Here is a 15,337-nt window from a genome sequence, read left to right as displayed (position 1 = left end):
TTACCATATTGAAATACGCAACCTGCAAATTTACACAATCTGCTTGCTATATACAGTAACTTTTGTTACAAAATGAATGATTTTATCCCTCTTGCACCAAATGCTGCAAGTTCGGGTCGTTCTTGATGCGTTCCATTTCACTTACAACAATAGTCAGGATGTCTGATTTTATCTGTTTGTAATTGCTTTCAATTTGCTGTTTCATTTTATCCTCGCCCTGTTCATCTACAAAAGATAGGATTTGTGGTATTTGCTGATAGGCTTTAGTTTCGGCAGCTACCTTTTCATTATCCACTACAATTTCGGCGTGGAAAATCTTTTGCTCAATGCGTTCCTCAAAGTTATCTGATACAGAACCTACAAACATACCCTGCGTTAAGGTTGAAATTTTGGAAGCCGGAATAAGGCTGTCTAACTGTGTAGAAATAGAGGTGGATTTATCATTACGGTTGATCGTCATACTCTGCCTTTTCTGCAATACTTTTCCAAAGCGTTCAGATAGGCTCTTTGCAGTTTCGCCCACAACCTGCCCGCTAAAAATATTACCGACCGTGTTCTGAATAACCTTAGCTTCTTTATCGCCATAATCCCGTATTAATTGACTAAAATCCTGAAAGCCCAAACATACAGCCACCTTATTACTTCTCGCCGTTGCGATAAGATTGTCCAGTCCCCTGAAATAAATCGTGGGCAATTCGTCTATGATAACGGAACTCTTTAATTGCCCTTTTTTATTAATGAGCTTTACAATTCTTGAATTGTACAAACCCAATGCTGCTGAGTAAATGTTTTGGCGGTCGGGATTATTACCCACGCACAAAATTTTAGGCGCTGCCGGGTTATTGATGTCTAATGAAAAATCATCGCCTGTCATAACCCAATACAATTGTGGGCTAATCATTCTTGATAACGGAATTTTTGCCGATGCAATCTGTCCCTGTAATTGGTCTTGTGCGCCGCCCTGCCACGCATCCATAAAGGGCGATAAATAATTTTCCAGTTCAGGATATGATGTCAATATTGTAAATACGTCTGCGTATTTTTTATTCAGCAATTCAATAGCGTGAGGGAAAGTGCAATGCTTGCCATTATCATAAATTTTCAAAAACCAAATAATGGCAGCAAGCAGGATAATCGGGCTTTCCACGAAAAAATCGCCTTGCTTCTGTATCCACGACCTGTTGAGGTTCAGCATTATGGTATAAGCCGCTTCGTAGGCATCGGATATATCCGTCATAAAATCGGGATTGAGTGGATTGCAACGGTGGCTCTTGCGTGGGTCGTCAAAATTTATCACGTAAAATTTTGGCTGAACTTTGTATTTATCCCTGTGCTTCAGCAAATGATTGTAAGCGATGGTAGAAAGGTCGTCGAATTTGAAATCGTAGATGTACATACTAAAGCCTTTCTCAATCTGCTGCTTGATATAGTTGTTTACGATGGCATACGATTTACCGGAACCCGGAGTACCCAACACGATGGATGCCCTGAAAGGATTTACAATGTTTATCCAACCGTTGTTCCATTTGCCTTTGTAGTAAAATTTGGTGGGCAGGTTGACGGAATATTCATTTTCCATCAATTTGGTTTCCTGCTGGAAGCTCTCGTTTTCATTATTGAAAACGTCGTCCATCAGGTTAGTGCGCAGCAATCGGCTCATCCATACACCAGCCATCAGTAAGGCGATATAGCCTGACGATATAGTCAGCATATACAGGAATGTGCCTGTTGCCGGGGATAGTTTTAGCAATGGCGTGTTGAGAAAGAACAATAAAAAACCAATCCCCAAAGCCACATAGATTTTGCTCCACGTAATTTTTTCATCTTTAACGCCCTTAGTTCCCAAACAGCTCAACGCCAGCAATACTAATGCAAAGGCTTTGGTATAAAGGGTATGCGAAAACAGCCCTGCTGTTCGCTGAAAATTGCCCAATATTTTGTTGATTAATTCTAATGTCCAGCCACGTTCTATAAAGAACCCGTAACAGAACCAATACAAGTGCATCAACACTATGATGATACTTACTGCACGCATAAAAGCCATTATTTTGGCTAAGCCTCTTAAATCGTCTTCTCCCTGCATTTTTATAAAATTTTAAATGTTCGGGCGTGAATTTATGGGCTGTATAGTGCGGTTATAAGAATGTGGCAGTCAGTGGCATTAAATGGCAGTGTTTGGCTGTAAGTGGCTCTAATCCTTTGCAGATAATTCAATCATTTTTTTTAAATTTATAGTTGTGAAAATCAGTTTGCTTTTCTCATTAGTTGGAACAAGCAAGATTTAAAAGAGGAATGCGATGAATTGGAACAATCCAGATGCGTATCCCGGAGAAACTGAAGACGAATATGAAATTCGGAAAAGCAAAGAAAGTCAAGCTGCTACCGGATTAATGTCGGGAATAATAAAGTTTTTTTTTTCGTTCTAAAAATCGGGGCGATTTTCGGTGTGTTCTTTTATGCCGGATTTTTACTGTCACAAAAACTAAGGGGCAAAGAAACTGATAACTTTAAAGTTTGGGGGTTCTCCATCTTATTTGCCTACTTTATTTTCTGCATCGTTTATTTTTTGAAAGGAACCATTATCGGGTTACGGCGAAAGAACCGGAAGCTATGGGTATTGCCCTGGGCAATCTGTGTGCTACTATGCTGTATAGTTTCTGCATTTATCATAAAATCAATAGTAGCCGGAATGTTCAGTATTACTGAACGGGAAAGTATCTTGTGTATCGGGCTAAGCTGGGGAGCGTTCGTACTTTCTGCATTATACATCTACGGTATTTATCAGTTCAAAACACCCACTGCACCTAAGATTTTGCAGTGGAGTTATGCTTTGGGGCTAAGAGTTGCTACATAATAAGCACATAAAAATCTATTAATGCCCTCGCTTGCGTTTACGTTTCTTCTTCATTCGGTTGGCAAAATCCTGTTCCTCGTAATCTTCGCCCTGGGCTTCGGGAATAAGCAAACCGCCCAACGCTTCAACTAATCCGTCTTCATTTTTATCGGTATTAATAAAATCAAATAAATGGTGCGGTTCTTCCGTAGGAAGATCTGCATAATTTGTTCTTGTTGTTTTTGGTTTTAACTCATCAGGCTCTTTGATGTTGGGCTTAATGTTGTTGTTCCAATAATCATTAAATACGTTGGCAGAAAGTTCTTTTGCCAGCCGTGATCCGTTCCATACCTTTTTTGAATTGTGGTCGATGAATGTCATACCGTAGATCCGTCCTGTATCGTTTCTGCGTACCACTACATTAATGCCCTGTTCGCCCAACTGCTTTTTAAAAGCCTGCTCATCGCTCGTGGTTTGCAGGGCAATGGTAACGGCTGATTTTAAGGTCTGCTTAGTCGGGTGGTCTTTCAAAGCCGTTTTGCATTTCGCAAAATGCAATTCCAAACCTGCCAGTCCTGCACTTTTTCCAAACAAAGAAGCCTTGAACGGATGTCCGGCTCTTTCTCCTTTTTCATTCAATGGAATGTACAACAAACCCTGCTGTGCCTTGCCGTGTAACTCTCCCTCCACTTTTTCAGTAGTAATATTAAACAGGGAAAGCAAGGCATTGTATTCGCCCAAAGTTTGGAATTGATAATAGTTTGGCAGGTGGCGCACTACTGAAGCTATTTGGCTTTTGACATCGCCAGCTTTGTAATTTACGGGGCGGAAAACCTTGTCGTTCTGCTGGCGCTCCTTGTCCGTGGCTGGTATTAAATGGTGCTGTTTTTCCAATTCTCGGCATACATTCATAGATCGCATTTTCTCGAACTTGTCCGAAATCTTTTTGCCGTTTTCGTCCACGCAAACCGAAACAATATGAATGTGGCTACGGTCAATATCGGTATGTTTGAATACGATAAAAGGCTGTTCGCCGTAGCCCATTTCACGCATATACTGCTGTGCCATTTCCCTAAATTTATCATCACTAACGGTATCATTCGGGTCGGGATTGAGCGAAATATGCAGCGTATGTTTTTCCGTATTGCGGTTTGCCAGCAGATACGGAGCGAAAGATTGGGCTAATTGTGCGACGGTATATTGTCCGTTTGCGGTTTCAATAATCTTATTAGCGAACAAAATTTGCCCGTTTTCCTTTTCGATTTTCAGGTTGTTATACGCCAACGCACCGTATAAATTTTCACTTCTTCCGATTTTAGCTATCATTTCTACGGCTGTTTTTTGAGGTGTTTGGCTTCAAACTCTTCGGTTATCTGAATGATTTTTTGACACAACATTGCCATTTCAGCCGTCTGTTTTTCCAGTTTGTAAAGAAATGCTGCGGCTTTTTTCTCCGAAAAATGGCGGTACAGCAGCTTTACAATCTGGTTATAGTTTACACCTATTGCCCGGAACTGACTGTGAAACGAAGTCAGCCGCATATAAAAATCAACCGTTCCTTTATCAATTTTAACCGACTTCATTTCCTTTCCGAACAACTGTGAAATGATAAACTTGGCTTTATTGGGCATTCCTGATGCTTCAAAAAGCGATAAAAGTTTGGCATTTTCCTTATCTGTCAATCGGAATACGTGGCGGTGTGTGCTGGGGTCGAGCTTCGGCTTGCGCCCGCCTTTGTTCTGTTTACTGTTATTGTTCTCGTTCATCACTAATCCATTTATAATCTACACGAAAAGCCGACTTCGGAGGTTTTTTCTGCCCCCTGCAAAGGGCAAGTTGTTTTGAGGCACTAAACTCGGTTTAGAGTGCCTCAAAACACAACTTGCCGTGTTCCGGTGAACACAAAAATCCGCCCTGCGGGACGGATTGGATGTAACAGGGAAAAACGGCTTGTTGCCGTTCCCGTTACCTCCCAATATGTCAAAAGTCATTTGCATAAATCCGTTAATAAAAATCACAATACAAAGTAAAGCCCTGTTCCCGATAGCGTTGCACTGTGCCACAGTGCCAAACAGTGCAACACACCGCCAAACAATGCCACAGGCGTACAATCGAATGAAATTGATTGGTTCTTTGCTCTTGAATGATGGCAGGAAGACAGGCAGCCCGTGCTTCAGGAATAGCAGACAGCACGCATTCAGGAACGTAGGCAAACCTGCCTCCCTGATTGCAGGAATGCAAGAAAGCAAGAAAGCAAGATTGCACGACTGCCCGAAAGCGTGAACACTTGCTATCCAACTATACGGCTCGCCTGAATGATTGGTTGATTGACGGAATGAAAGAATGACGGCAAGCCTGCCTGATAAGCTACCGGAATGATTGCAAGGCTACTGTACTGCAAGGAAGCAGGCAACCCTGATAGCTTTCCTGAATGAAAGTGTGAAATCAGAACGGCTTTCCGGAACGCCTGCAAGCCTGAAAACAGGAATTTGAAAACTTTAAATTTTAAAAATATGGACACAAAAAAGAAACCTCTGTTTGTCGCCTTTTCTTCTCAAAAAGGCGGCGTTGGCAAAAGCACATTCACTACGCTTGTCGCCAGTACGATGCACTATCGCTTGGGCTACAACGTAGCCGTATTTGATGCGGATTTTCCGCAGCATAGCCTGATGAAAATGAAAACCCGTGATTTGGCAATGGTAATGGAAAACGAGGCGTTGAAAAAACTGGCATATAAGCAATTTACCACCATCAACAAAAAAGCCTATTCCATTATGCAGCACAAAGCGGATAGCGTACTGGATGCGGCGCACGAATTTGTAAACACTTATCCCATCCCGCTTGATGTGCTGTTCTTCGACCTGCCGGGAACAGTGAACACGCCCGGCATCCTGAAAGCATTAGCAGGTATGCACCACATTTTTACACCCATCACGGCAGACCGTGTAGTAATGGAAAGTACGCTCATCTTCACACAGCTTTTACAGGACGTGATTATGAAAAAAGGCGAAACTTCCATACAGACCATTAACCTGTTTTGGAACCAGGTGGATGGCAGGGAAAGCACGCCATTATATGGCGTGTACAACCAGCTTATAGCTCAACTGGGGTTAAGCCTGATGCAAAGCCAAGTGAAGAACAGTACCCGTTTTCGAAAAGAAAGTGAAGCGGGTAGCAAAGTGGTTTTCCGTTCTACTGTAATGCCTCCCGATGAACGCTTGATGAAAGCCTGCCAATTGGATTTGTTCATCAATGAATTTTTAAAAATCGTTCAATTATAGCCTTATGGAAAAAGATAATAAAAGGAAAGCCACGCCAGACATCAACGAAGAGTTGATGATGAACCTGATGGTAGACGGCATTAAAAAAGACGGCATACAGCTTCCTCCCGAACCATCTGAAGAACCGAAAAAGGAAACTGTAAAAGAAGAAGCAAAACAGGAAGAATTACTTCGAAGCAAGCCAGTACAAAGGGAACGGAACCGCACCAAGAAAAACCTTGACGGGAGCTACGGCGAACACTTTTTGAAAACCCACACAATGACAAAACGGGGCGATAAAAGCATTTATATCCGGCAGGAATACCACGAACGGCTATCCCGTATTGTACAGGTTATTGGTAAGGATGCCATACCCCTGTATGCTTACCTTGACAATATACTGGAACATCATTTTGAAATGTTTGAGAAAGCAATCACAGATGATTTCAACGAAAAGTTTAAACCTATTTTTTAAAGCACCTGGTTATGGAAATAGTAATTGTGATTTGTCTGCTCATCGTCATTGCCCTGCTTTTGCAAGACAAGATTGTCATTAAAAAAAGTTCGGAGGAAAAGCCTGTGCAGGAAAAGGTTAACCCGAACCTCCCCGATATTATGGGACAGCCTAAGCCAATAAAGAGCCAATTAGTGCCAAAAACTGCCAATGAACGTCAAATAATGGAACCGGAGATAAACTCTGATAATTTAGACATCGAATACGACGAGAACGAAAACGTCAGTATTCAAGTTCCGCAGGAAGAACTGGACGAAGTTTTCAGCAATATACCTGATTTGGACGAAGAGGAAGAAGAATGGAACAGCTACGGAATATCCGGTGGCGATAACAGTCTTGCCCAAGGGGTTACCTACGATGAACTAAGCTCCATGGGAACATTGCTCCAAAAAGAAAATTTGGAACAATCCCAAAAGGAAACAGCGGTTGCCATAGTTCAGAAATTACAAGGAACTGAATTATTCAGCTTACTGGAAAATTCCATAGAGGGTGCTTCCCGAAAAATTGCCGAGCTTTTAGATAGCACCCTTTTTGATGAAACGGAGGACGGTTCTTCCACTTTGCGGAAAAATGACTTGAGTGATTTTGACATTGGGGAGTTTGTGTAGGCAAACTCCCTTTTGCGTTGATTAGGGTTTAGATGCGTCAAATGTAACTAACATTCACCTATTTACATCAATCTCTTAAGTCTTAATATGGAAACTGTTTCGTTATTTTGGAAATTTATCATTAATAAACGGAAATAACATTTGAATATTGGAAATTTATTTCTATATTTGCTTTCGTAAACAAGAAATAAACAAAGTAAATGCTCAAATACTTCAGTATAATACAAGCTTTAAGCAGATCCGCACTAGCAACACCAAACGAAGCTATCATGCATCAAATCAGAAGACTGAAAGAAAGTCTTGAAAAAGATGGCTTTACCAAAGAGGCAAAATCATTGCAGGCATTGTTAGTTGCTTCCGAATCAGCACTCGACATGGCTCCTAGTAAGATTCAAAGATCTTTTGTGGTATTAAAAGGCGAAGAATTGACTACTAAAACTTCTATCCCTGTAGACAAGGAAACATCAACACCATTAGCAGAGATTTTTTTTCCTGATAATCTTCCAGAAACAGCTCCGATGTTCGATGATAACATTCAACTTGCAATTCAATCAATTGTAAATGAATGGAGGAAATTTGATCAACTAATGGAAATCAATGCAACACCAGCAAGTTCTTGTTTAATTTATGGAGCACCTGGGACTGGAAAAACTCATTTAGCCAAATGGATTGCTAAACAAATTGGATTACCTGTAGTTCTTGCAAGGTTGGAAGGTTTGATGTCTTCCTATCTTGGTACGACTTCTCGTAACATTGGAAATTTATTTGCATTTGCCAATAGATATAAGTGCATTTTACTCCTTGATGAGTTTGATGCAATAGCTAAGCTTCGCAATGACCCGCAAGAGGTTGGTGAAGTCAAAAGAGTAGTTAATACACTATTACAAAGTCTTGATTCCCGCCACGAAAAAGGTTTTACCATCGGGGTAACTAATCATGAAAGTCTTTTAGATCCTGCTATTTGGAGACGGTTTGATATTCAGGTTGAAATCCCCAAGCCTTCTCCTGAAGTTATGATTCAATTGCTTAACAGTTTTATTAAACCATTAGAATTCAATGAAAGCGAAATAAAGTTTTTAGCATGGTGCCTGGATGGTTCATCCGGTGCGGATGCTGAAATGCTTTCTAAATGGCTGAAAAGAGCTTTTGTGCTTGAAAAAAAAAGCAATATCGTAGAGGTCATGAAACAATTTGCCTTACTCAATTCTGGGAGAGTTGACACCAAAAAGAGAAACATAATGCTTCATAGTGATGAAGATTTTATCAATATGTTATTAAATGACAAAGTTTACTTTTTTAAACAGAAAGATATTGCCTCTCTGTTCGGGATGACACCATCAACTTTAAGTAAGCAGTTGTCAAAATTCAAAGATTCTGAAAAAATATAAGTTATGGCAAATAGTCCTGTTCAAATCGTATTAAATAGCGACGCTTTTATTGAGGCTTTAGAAAACAATGGCGGAGGCGGCTCAAAAGACTTTTTTGCCGGAAATGATAATGAATTTATTGAGCATCGAGATAATATTCAAAATCAACTCAACGAGATTAAAAGCATGCAATTGGTAAGTAGCTTTTCCAGAGTTTCTTATGCAAAAGTTACGTTAAAGCAATCCGCATTAGCCAAAAGTCATCGACCAACTTCACAAGTTTTTAAAAGAGATATTGCACCAGTAATTGGAGCAGGTGATTTAGGAGAGTTATTTGTAGAGCTAACTCCTGAAAGTATAGACAAAATAAATAATAAAGTTGGACAGGCTGAAACCGAAACTAGATATAAAGAAAAGAACGGCAAGAATGAGCCTAATCCTTCAAGATTGAGGAGCGAAATCGGTGCAATTGAAGAAATAGCACCTTACACTGCGAGTGATAAAAGAAGCTTTTCTGTTAAAGAAGCTGTAAACTGGCTATCTAACCCTCAAACTGGTGGAGCATATATGGTGGAATTATTTGAAGCTCCGCCAGTGAGACAAGATTGGGATTTGCTGAGTAAATACAAATTTGAATTATTTGATAGTTTTTTTGGAGGTATTGCAAATTTAGGGACAGGCATATTTGTCTCAAGAATTACGACTGGTCAGGGTTCAGCGGTTGTGTTCGGCATTAAATTAGAAAATAGTGATTCAACACCCGTAATACAGCTCTACTCATCATCAACAGCTGGCAAATCGGGAGAGAGAAAATCAATTGACTTAAATTTGGAAAGACATAACCAATTGTTGGAATATTTGGGAAATCATCCATTGGTAAAAAAGGTTACTCTTCCCCCAATCATTACACAAAGCCTAACTGTCAAGTCTCAGTTGAAAGGTGAAAACTTTACTATTTCAGCCCCTGACCATAAAGGTTCATATCCTAAAGTATGTATTGTAGATGGAGGTGTTTCAGATATTTATGGCGACTGGATTGAGGACCGTTGGGGATTAATCAGCAATGCTGACAAAGATGAAAATCACGGTACTTTTATAGCAGGATTAGCAATATTTGGGCAACAATTAAATGGAAATGCTATTTGCAGGGAAATTGATGGTTGTAAAATTATAGATCTTGATATTTTACCTCGTGTAGATAGATATAGCTCATACTATTCAAAACCCTTAGAATTTTTCAATGAGCTTGAAACTGCTGTTCAAGAATTAAAAGCTAGAACAGGAGTTAGAATATTTAACTTTAGCTTGAATATAGAAGAACACGCATCAACAACTGGATATAGTGTCCCAGCCCAAATTCTAGATAAAATTGCCGAAGAAAATGATGTTGTTTTTGTTATTTCGGCAGGTAATACTCATCCAAGGGATATAAGAAAGGAATGGCCTTCTGATCATTTTGATGCATTGAAAATATTAGCATCTTCTAGAAATGACGCTATTAAAAAACCAGCTGAAAGCTGTCGTAACATTAGCGTTTCAGCATTAAACCCGCCACATTTGGATGGCGTAGTTCCATATGCTTTAAGCAACTATAGTTGTCGTGGTCCCGGCTTACGAGTTGGCCTTAAACCTGATTTTGCACATATAGGTGGGTCAGGAACTATTCATCCGTCATTGGGACACGGCCTTCTATCTTTAGATCCTACGAGTAAAATTGTCGATGGTTGTGGAACCAGTTATGCTGCACCTAATGTGGCAAAGACCTTAGCTAGTCTTGACTATTCGATCGAAGGTGTCGTTTCAAGGGAAACATTAATAGCTCTTGGTATTCATCATGCGGTATTACCTGAATCCCTTAATGATAAGAACTTAAGAAATGTTACCAAACATTTGGTTGGATTTGGCATGCCTGATGGTTCAGAAGATATTTTGAATGGAAATCCGTCCGCAATAACATTAGTATTTGCAAACCGTGCTATAAGTGGACATAAAATGAGTTTCAAATTTTCTTGGCCTTCAAGTTTGGTGAGAGACGGTAAATGTTTTGGACATGCTAAACTCACGATAGTAAGCACACCGAGATTTGATTATAGATTTGGCTCTGAGTTTGTCAGAATAAATATTGACGCAGCCTTAAGACAGTTGCAAAAGGACGGTAATTATAAAGGAAGATTAAATGCTATTTATACGCCAGAAGATGGTGATGGTAGTTTGTATGAAAAGGATCAGATTGAACATTCGTTCAAATGGAGTCCTGTGAAAGTTTATGAGAAAACATTCCCCCGTGGAGTTGGACCATCTACAGAATGGAAGCTAGATGTCGAGTACTTATCAAGAGATGGTGTAACTATACCTGCTGCAGGAGTACCATTTACAGCGATATTAACCATTTCAGATCCTAATAGTGAAAAACCGGTATTTAATGACATGCGACAAATGTTGCAATCACTCGGAGTTCAAGCTGTTGATATTAAAACTGCCGCTCGAATTGTACCAAGAGTTTAATTTACGAAAACTAAAAATATTATTATGGCAAATTATCATGTAACACAGAAGAAAGGACAAGAAGGTTGGAATGTCCAAAAAGAGGGTGGCAAAAAGGCTTCGGCCATTGTTAGCACTCAAAAGCAAGCGGAACAACTTGCAAAACAGTTTTCATCAAATAATGGTGGCGGAGAAGTTAGGATACACCGACCAAATGGTGGACCTATACGAGATAGCGACACTGTAAAGCCAGGAAATGATCCAAAGTCAATTAAAGACACTAAGTTCTAATGAAAAAAAGATTAAGAAAATAAAAAACCAGGCTTAAATCACCTGGCTTCAAATTCCTTTAAAGGAAACAAAAGCCCTTGCAAGGCTCTTGGTGGTATTGTTTTCGCACTTCAAAACTACCTCCTTTATTTGAAATAAACAAGCTTTTCGTGATTTTAAACCTTCTACCCGTACAATTCAGGTAGTTGGGCTTGGTATTAATAGAATAAAATTTCAATTGCATCAGAATTAAACTATCGTAGGGTACGCTCTATTTATTGTCGAAATGATAGGCAATAAGCAATTAAATATTAATTAATATCAAATTAAAATTCAAGATGAATTCAAATAATCATCAAGGGGAATCGCATTCCCAAAATTCAAAAGTACCTCTAACTTTTGTAATAGAAGGCAAAGAGTATGAAACATTTGATCAGTACAAAACAGGGGCAGAATTAAAACAACTAGCTGGGATACCTTTAGATACCGAGTTGTTTTTGTCAATTAGCAAACCATATCAGGATGAGCTTATTGAAAATGAGAAACAAGTTAACTTGGCTCGACCTGAAACCGAGTATTTCTTCGTAAAGAAAAAGCTTCAGTTCTTCATTAATAACAAACCCTTTACTTGGTATAAGCAATACATAAGAGGTGTTCAAATCAGAGAACTGGGCAATATATCTGCTGAAGATGATATCTTCCTTGACATCAAGGAAGGTTGGCAAGACGATCAAATATTAGATGATGAAGTCGTTGATTTAGCTCGTCCGGGTAAAGAGAAGTTTTTCTCTAAACCAAGACCTACTGAGTTTACAATTATTGTCAATGCTCGTCCACATATTTGGAAAGAAGCAAACATCTCTTTTGAGCAGTTGGTTGTGTTAGCTTTCGGATCATACGATAATAACCCAAACAAGGGTTATACGGTTACTTATAGCAGAGGCTGGGAACCTAAACCAGAAGGCACTATGGTTAAAGGTTCAGTTGTTCGTGTCAAAAATAAAATGATCTTCGATGTCACAGCAACTGATAAATCATAGTCCAGACCTTAAGCGTCTAAGAGACGAAGGTTATGAGATCGAGGTACGTGGTGGATATTTACTTATCCACCATATACCCTATGTCGATCAAAACAGGCAGATACTATACGGAGTGTTAGTAAGTACACTCACGTTAAGCAATAATAACAAGACAGCAACTCCGGATAATCATGTTATACATTTTATCGGGGATAATCCCTGTGGTTCTGACGGTACAATTATCACTGCCATTCAACATAGTAATTCTAATTCTGTACTGAACCATCAGATTACGGTAAACAGATCTTTTTCAAATAAGCCTCCTGCCGGATATCCGAACTACTATGAAAAGGTCAAGAGGTATGCAGACATCATTTCGGCACCGGCTAAATATCTGGATTCTTCAGTAACGGAAAAGACTTTTAAGGTGATAGTAGACAGTGCTAATGAAACAGTATTCCAGTACATTGATACCAATTCGAGTCGAGCTAACATAGAAGTAATTAATGCAAAATTAGAAGGACAGAAAATTGCAATTGTTGGTTTAGGAGGAACTGGAGCATATATTTTAGATATGGTTGCTAAAACACCGGTGAAGGAAATCCATCTTTTTGATGGGGATAGCTTTGACCAACACAATGCATTCCGTTCGCCAGGTGCTGCATCAATGAGTGACCTTAATGAAAATTCGAGAAAGGCTGCATATTATCAAAAGTTGTATTCTAACATGCACAAGTACATTTATATCCATGACTACTATGTGAAAAAAGAGAATCTATTAGAATTAGATAAAATGGATTATGTATTTGTATGTGTTGATAAAAATGCAGCTAGGAAAATGATAACAGATTACTTGGCTAGTATCGGTATTCCGTTCTCTGATGTAGGTTTAGGTGTGAATGTCGTTGATGACAAGCTTACGGGTGCTGTAAGAGTTACTTCTGCCACCCGTGACAAGAATGACCATTTACCTCTTCGGATTTTTTCAGAAGACTCCGATAATAACGAATATGCTACTAATATTCAGATTGCGGAATTAAATGCATTGAATGCAATTTTTGCTATCCTGAGATGGAAGAAGCTATCTGGAATTTATGTTGATTTGGAAAATGAGCATCATAGCTCATATGCTATTAGTACATCTAAAATTTTTAATGAAGATGTCGTTACAGCATAAGTTCGTTGAATTCATTCCTGAGAAGGTTGAGGAGGGCATTTTATACGTCTCAATCGAATACTGCACTGCAATACATAAATGTGTATGTGGCTGTGGTAATGAAGTAGTGACTCCATTATCTCCGACAGATTGGAGGTTGACATTTAATGGCAAATCAATTACGCTTCATCCGTCTATAGGCAATTGGAATTTTGAATGTCAGTCTCATTATTGGATAAGGAACAATAAGATTGAGTTTGCCAGTCATTGGACAGAAAAGGAAATCCGTCTAGGTAGAGAAAATGACTTAGAACGTAAGACGGAGTATTTTGAAATGCCGGAGATTCCAAAAGAAGAACCAGTTATTCAAGAAAGTCAAAAATCCACTATTTGGCAGAAAATCTCCAAATTCTTTCGATTTTAGAACTTTGATTTTTATTTCTATAAAGCCGAAGGTAATTCTTCGGCTTTATTCATTTATTATCTTTTGCTTATCTAATACTAATTAAGGTTATTTTCCTGCAATAATTTCGCATAGTTCCCCAAATTTCATTACCTCTTCATAACTATCTATTGCGTGTAGAAAGGCAGGATTTTTCTGATCTGATTTATTAATAATATCAATAAATAGCTTCATGTTTTCTAATTGTAGCGCTGAGAAAGAGTCGAGATCTGCTTTAATCTCATCCATACTGTGAGTATTCCTGTAATTGGTATATTTACCCATGAAACCGACGAAAATATCCGATAGTTGTGTCAATTGGCTATCCTGAGAATCGACAAACGAATAGTTTTTAAACTCCACTCCTTTATCTAGCATTCTGTAGCCATTCAAAGCTTCTCGGATGGAATCTTCATTATCAAATATATGAGTTGAATTTTTGAAAGTATAAATAGGTCTAAGGTAAAAATGTGTTAGATCTGCTAGCAGAATATAATCTTTTTCATCCATAACAAAAGCTAGCTCACCTTTCTTTTTAGCCTCTTTCAATATCTGCCGCAAAGATTCTAACCCAAAATGAAATTCTGGTATCGTAAGATATGGTTCAAAAAGATTGCTCAGTGCTTCTATGAAATTACCAATATTCTCAGGTTTAACATTAGGATATTCGAAACCATAAAAAAGCTGAATAACGGCATCTATTTCAAGACGACAGAGTTTGTACAGGTCATTCTTTAGTCGATTGTCAAATCCATGCCCCAATTGCATAGCCTGGTCAGAATTCATTATAGCAGAGTCTACGATATCAACTACTGACCAGTAAAGAATATTTAAGCTAGAATAATGGACATAAAGATCGCTATCCTTTAGAAAGCCAAAGAAGAGATTCAATTTCTGGGATTTTAGACAATCAAGAAAATCTCCAAATGCGATATGTTTGAATTTCACTTCCTCGGCTGTTTTCTGCAATTTAAAACTATCTATCAATGGCTGTACATCGGGTACTGCTCCTTGATGTAGAAGTCCTCCCAAAACGAAGTTTGCCGTAAATGTATAATTGAAATCATTTTCTCTTACATAGAATGTTTTGATATTATTGGTTTCATCATAATAGAATGTATATGGTGTTGTAAAATCTACCCTTGGATTTAGCAATCGGGCAAATTGATTAGCTGCCTCAATTTCGGCTATTTCAAAATCAATCATAGTGTTAGCTAATTAAAATAAATATGTGGCTAAGTTATAAAAATGCCTCCTAATACTGCCACTCACCGCCAAACACTTCCTCTGACTGCCACTTTCTTATAACGCCTCTTTTTCCACAAGACATTTGTCCCGAAGGCTCGCAAGGTGCGGGATAAACAGTAACAAATTAATGTGTTTC

At 38.8% G+C, this 15,337-nt stretch carries 14 protein-coding genes; 10 read left to right on the top strand and 4 right to left on the bottom strand.

The features are described from left to right. Positions 1-82: 82 nt before the first annotated feature. Complete coding sequence (gene mobC / locus I6J03_RS10365) at positions 83-2,083, bottom strand: conjugal transfer protein MobC (RefSeq protein ID WP_003012731.1); 2,001 nt, start codon at positions 2,081-2,083, stop codon at positions 83-85. Between the two features lie 606 nt (positions 2,084-2,689). Here mobC and I6J03_RS10360 point away from each other — a divergent pair. Next, positions 2,690-2,854 carry a hypothetical protein gene (locus I6J03_RS10360; RefSeq protein ID WP_003012737.1) on the top strand — a complete coding sequence of 55 codons (165 nt, stop codon included), beginning with the start codon at positions 2,690-2,692 and terminating at the stop codon, positions 2,852-2,854. A gap of 18 nt (positions 2,855-2,872) precedes the next feature. Here the strand turns inward: I6J03_RS10360 and mobB are convergent, their stop codons facing one another. Beyond that, positions 2,873-4,159 carry a conjugal transfer protein MobB gene (gene mobB / locus I6J03_RS10355; RefSeq protein ID WP_003012738.1) on the bottom strand — a complete coding sequence of 429 codons (1,287 nt, stop codon included), beginning with the start codon at positions 4,157-4,159 and terminating at the stop codon, positions 2,873-2,875. A 2-nt stretch (positions 4,160-4,161) separates the two neighbouring features. Next, the gene (mobA, locus tag I6J03_RS10350) at positions 4,162-4,599 is read right to left on the bottom strand and encodes a conjugal transfer protein MobA (protein ID WP_003012739.1); all 438 of its coding nucleotides are present in this window, start codon (positions 4,597-4,599) and stop codon (positions 4,162-4,164) included. A gap of 747 nt (positions 4,600-5,346) precedes the next feature. Between mobA and I6J03_RS10345 the strand changes: the two genes are divergently transcribed. From I6J03_RS10345 to I6J03_RS10305, 9 genes are all read left to right on the top strand, one after another. Then, the gene (locus I6J03_RS10345) at positions 5,347-6,114 is read left to right on the top strand and encodes a ParA family protein (protein WP_003012747.1); all 768 of its coding nucleotides are present in this window, start codon (positions 5,347-5,349) and stop codon (positions 6,112-6,114) included. 4 nt (positions 6,115-6,118) lie between these two features. Beyond that, positions 6,119-6,568 (top strand): DUF3408 domain-containing protein, encoded by a 450-nt coding sequence (locus tag I6J03_RS10340; protein WP_201694357.1) that lies wholly within the window; start codon positions 6,119-6,121, stop codon positions 6,566-6,568. Between the two features lie 11 nt (positions 6,569-6,579). Beyond that, entirely contained in the window at positions 6,580-7,215 is a 636-nt protein-coding gene (locus I6J03_RS10335; RefSeq protein WP_003012752.1) for a hypothetical protein, read from the top strand. A gap of 269 nt (positions 7,216-7,484) precedes the next feature. Continuing rightward, positions 7,485-8,603, top strand: coding sequence for an AAA family ATPase (locus I6J03_RS10330; protein ID WP_157600624.1), 1,119 nt, complete (start codon positions 7,485-7,487; stop codon positions 8,601-8,603). A gap of 3 nt (positions 8,604-8,606) precedes the next feature. Further along, positions 8,607-11,087: a S8 family peptidase gene (locus I6J03_RS10325; RefSeq protein ID WP_003012758.1), complete on the top strand. Its 2,481-nt coding sequence runs from the start codon at positions 8,607-8,609 to the stop codon at positions 11,085-11,087. A gap of 24 nt (positions 11,088-11,111) precedes the next feature. Then, complete coding sequence (locus tag I6J03_RS10320) at positions 11,112-11,357, top strand: DUF2188 domain-containing protein (protein WP_003012762.1); 246 nt, start codon at positions 11,112-11,114, stop codon at positions 11,355-11,357. Between the two features lie 317 nt (positions 11,358-11,674). Continuing rightward, positions 11,675-12,376 carry a multiubiquitin domain-containing protein gene (locus I6J03_RS10315; RefSeq protein ID WP_003012765.1) on the top strand — a complete coding sequence of 234 codons (702 nt, stop codon included), beginning with the start codon at positions 11,675-11,677 and terminating at the stop codon, positions 12,374-12,376. After that, positions 12,351-13,532: a ThiF family adenylyltransferase gene (locus tag I6J03_RS10310; RefSeq protein ID WP_003012767.1), complete on the top strand. Its 1,182-nt coding sequence runs from the start codon at positions 12,351-12,353 to the stop codon at positions 13,530-13,532. Before I6J03_RS10315 ends, I6J03_RS10310 begins: the two co-directional genes overlap by 26 nt. Next, a complete protein-coding gene (locus tag I6J03_RS10305) occupies positions 13,516-13,935 on the top strand; it encodes a DUF6527 family protein (RefSeq protein ID WP_198137150.1) in 420 nt (139 codons plus the stop codon). Before I6J03_RS10310 ends, I6J03_RS10305 begins: the two co-directional genes overlap by 17 nt. An 87-nt stretch (positions 13,936-14,022) precedes the next feature. Here the strand turns inward: I6J03_RS10305 and I6J03_RS10300 are convergent, their stop codons facing one another. Next, the gene (locus tag I6J03_RS10300) at positions 14,023-15,159 is read right to left on the bottom strand and encodes a DUF3800 domain-containing protein (RefSeq protein ID WP_003012773.1); all 1,137 of its coding nucleotides are present in this window, start codon (positions 15,157-15,159) and stop codon (positions 14,023-14,025) included. Between the last annotated feature and the right edge of the window lie 178 nt (positions 15,160-15,337).

The sequence above is a fragment of the Sphingobacterium spiritivorum genome (genome assembly GCF_016724845.1).
Classification (GTDB): Bacteria; Bacteroidota; Bacteroidia; order Sphingobacteriales; family Sphingobacteriaceae; genus Sphingobacterium; species Sphingobacterium spiritivorum_A.
This window is presented reverse-complemented; position numbering and strand designations above follow the sequence as displayed.

Coding starts and splice junctions, on each gene's coding strand:
- mobC (WP_003012731.1), bottom strand. CDS start 2,083: ATGCAGGGAGAAGACGATTTAAGAGGCTTAGCCAAAATAATGGCTTTT.
- I6J03_RS10360 (WP_003012737.1), top strand. CDS start 2,690: ATGTTCAGTATTACTGAACGGGAAAGTATCTTGTGTATCGGGCTAAGC.
- mobB (WP_003012738.1), bottom strand. CDS start 4,159: ATGATAGCTAAAATCGGAAGAAGTGAAAATTTATACGGTGCGTTGGCG.
- mobA (WP_003012739.1), bottom strand. CDS start 4,599: ATGAACGAGAACAATAACAGTAAACAGAACAAAGGCGGGCGCAAGCCG.
- I6J03_RS10345 (WP_003012747.1), top strand. CDS start 5,347: ATGGACACAAAAAAGAAACCTCTGTTTGTCGCCTTTTCTTCTCAAAAA.
- I6J03_RS10340 (WP_201694357.1), top strand. CDS start 6,119: ATGGAAAAAGATAATAAAAGGAAAGCCACGCCAGACATCAACGAAGAG.
- I6J03_RS10335 (WP_003012752.1), top strand. CDS start 6,580: ATGGAAATAGTAATTGTGATTTGTCTGCTCATCGTCATTGCCCTGCTT.
- I6J03_RS10330 (WP_157600624.1), top strand. CDS start 7,485: ATGCATCAAATCAGAAGACTGAAAGAAAGTCTTGAAAAAGATGGCTTT.
- I6J03_RS10325 (WP_003012758.1), top strand. CDS start 8,607: ATGGCAAATAGTCCTGTTCAAATCGTATTAAATAGCGACGCTTTTATT.
- I6J03_RS10320 (WP_003012762.1), top strand. CDS start 11,112: ATGGCAAATTATCATGTAACACAGAAGAAAGGACAAGAAGGTTGGAAT.
- I6J03_RS10315 (WP_003012765.1), top strand. CDS start 11,675: ATGAATTCAAATAATCATCAAGGGGAATCGCATTCCCAAAATTCAAAA.
- I6J03_RS10310 (WP_003012767.1), top strand. CDS start 12,351: ATGTCACAGCAACTGATAAATCATAGTCCAGACCTTAAGCGTCTAAGA.
- I6J03_RS10305 (WP_198137150.1), top strand. CDS start 13,516: ATGTCGTTACAGCATAAGTTCGTTGAATTCATTCCTGAGAAGGTTGAG.
- I6J03_RS10300 (WP_003012773.1), bottom strand. CDS start 15,159: ATGATTGATTTTGAAATAGCCGAAATTGAGGCAGCTAATCAATTTGCC.